Source organism: Streptomyces sp. NPDC057486 (genome assembly GCF_042802415.1).
In the GTDB taxonomy this organism is placed as follows: Bacteria; Actinomycetota; Actinomycetes; order Streptomycetales; family Streptomycetaceae; genus Streptomyces; species Streptomyces yanii.
This window is the reverse complement of the sequence record NZ_JBHVEE010000297.1, coordinates 1-2,399: the sequence shown is the minus strand read 5'-3', so window position 1 is coordinate 2,399 and position 2,399 is coordinate 1. Positions and strand designations below refer to the sequence as shown.

General features: G+C 68.5%; 2 protein-coding genes. Both read left to right on the top strand.

Annotated elements, in window-relative coordinates; translation table 11 throughout:
- On the top strand, positions 1–1,046 hold a 1,046-nt coding region (locus tag ACFU6I_RS48425; RefSeq protein ID WP_384380928.1), incomplete at its 5' end, for a condensation domain-containing protein.
- A partial coding sequence (locus ACFU6I_RS48420; protein ID WP_384380925.1) for an amino acid adenylation domain-containing protein occupies positions 1,039–2,399 on the top strand: 1,361 nt, incomplete at its 3' end. The genes ACFU6I_RS48425 and ACFU6I_RS48420, both read left to right, overlap by 8 nt.

The following is a 2,399-nucleotide window of genomic DNA, read 5'->3' as shown; positions in this document are numbered from 1 at the left end:
TGGACCCGACCCCCGCGCGCCCCTACCGGGACTACGTGTCCTGGCTCCAGCGGCAGGACCTGCGCGAGGCCGAGGAGTACTGGCGCGAGACCCTGCACGGCGTCGAGGAGGCCACCCCGCTGAGCATCGAGCGGTACGCGGCGCCGGGGACGACTCCGTCCGGCGCAAGCGGCCAGGAGGAACTCGACGTGCTCTTCGACGCCGAGGACACCGGCCGGCTGCACGCGCTGGCCAAGACCAACCGGCTGACCCTCAACACCGTCCTCCAGGGCTGCTGGGCGCTCCTGCTCGGCCGCTACACCGGCGCCGACGACGTGGTCTTCGGAACGGTGGTCTCCGGGCGCCCTGCCGACGTGGAGGGCATCGAAGGCACCGTCGGCCTCTTCATCAACACGCTTCCCGTCCGGGTGGGGCTGCCCGGGCAGAGCACTGCGCTCGGCTGGCTCCAGGACCTGCAGGAACAGAACCTGCGGATGCGGCAGTACGAGTACAGCCCGCTGGGGAAGGTCCAGCGGTGGAGCGGGCTCCCCGCCGGTGCCCCCCTCTTCGAGAGCCTCTTCGTCTTCGAGAACTACCCGGTGGCGAAGGACGACTCCACAGCCCTGCGCATCGACCTCACCCGCTCCGAGGAACGGATCGACTACGCCATCGGCCTGGTGGCGACCGTCGCGGAGGACCGGCTCCGGATCACTGTGCAGTACGACACCGGGCGCTTCGAGCGGGAGGCGATCGAGCGGATGCTCGGCCATCTCCGCAGCGTCTGCTCCCAGATCGCGCGGGAGCCGGAGGTGAGGCTGAGCGGGATCACCGTCCTCACGAAGGAGGAGCGGCAGCAGATCCTCCGCCAGGGCAACTCCACGACCGAGCAGACAGCGGCCGACGCCGACTTCGACCTGTCGGCCTACGCGGCGGGGATCAGGAACGCGGAAGAGCGCGAACTCCTTGAGCAACTCGTCGCCGAGGTTCAGGGAATGTCGCCGAGCGATTCCCAGGACCGGACTCCGAGTGCTTCACCGGCTATCGAGACGAGTGACGATCATGAGTGAACTGCTTCCTCGCCTGGAGAACCTGACTGCGGAACAGCAGGCGATGCTGCGTTTGAGACTTCAGCAGATCAAGCAGCAGTCAGCGCGTCCGGCGCCCTTTCACGAGCTTTTCGCGGCCCAGGTCCGCCGGTGTCCCGACCGGATCGCCGTGGCCTTCGGCGATTGCCAGCTCAGTTACGCGGGTCTGGACCGGTGGTCGAACCGGCTTGCGCGTCTGCTGCGGGATCGTGGTGTCGGGCGGGAGAGTCTGGTCGGTCTGTGTGTGCCGCGTTCGGTGGAGATGGTGGTCGGTCTGCTGGCGGTGCTGAAGGCGGGCGGGGCGTATGTGCCGCTGGATCCGGCGTATCCGCGGGAGCGTCTGGCGTACATGGCCGAGGATGCGGGGCTGCGGGTGGTGCTGGCCGAGCGGTCGACGGCCGGGGTGCTGCCCGAGTCCGATGCGCTGGTTCTGACCGTCGAGGACGTCTGGCCGGAGCTGGACCGGTGGCCCGACACGCCCCTGGAGACGGGCGGAACCTGCGACGACCTGGCGTACGTGATCTACACCTCCGGTTCCACGGGCCGGCCGAAGGGCGTGCAGATCACCCATCGCGGCATCCGCGGCATCGCCCGGTGGCAGCACGAGAACTATGGCCTGGACACACCGCAGCGGGTACTGCAGGGAACATCGCTGAGCTTCGACATCTCGGTGTGGGAGTTCACGGCGGCACTGCTGTCGGGCGGCACCCTGGTGCTGCCGCCCGCCGGGCTGAAGATGATCGGTTCCGATCTCGCCGATCTTCTCGTCGAGCAGGCCGTCGAGAACATCAACCTGACACCGGCGGCGCTCGCCACGCTTCCCGAGGAATCGCTGCCCTTCCTGCGCTGTGTCTCCGTTGGCGGTGAGACGTGTCCTCTCGATCTCGTCCGCACCTGGTCTCCCGGCCGGTCGTTCTTCAACGGCTACGGTCCTTCGGAGGCCACCATCGCGGTGAGCGTGGCCCGCTTCGGGCCCGAACTGGAACGCGTCCACATCGGCCGTCCCATCGACGGCGCGCGGCTGTACGTTCTCGACTCCCGTCTCCAGCTCCAGCCGGTGGGCGTCGCCGGTGAGCTGTACATCGGTGGGGCGGGTCTGGCGCGCGGCTATCTGGGGCGTCCCGAGCTGACCGCCGAGGGGTTCATCGCGAACCCGTTCGACGAGGAGGCGGGCAGCCGGCTCTACCGGACCGGCGACCGCGCGCGCTTCCTGCCCGACGGGAACGTCGAGTTCCTGGGCCGGGTCGATGATCAGGTGAAGGTTCGTGGTTTTCGTATTGAGTTGGGTGAGGTCGAGGTTGCGCTGGTGGGGCATCCGTTGGTGCGTGGTGCTGC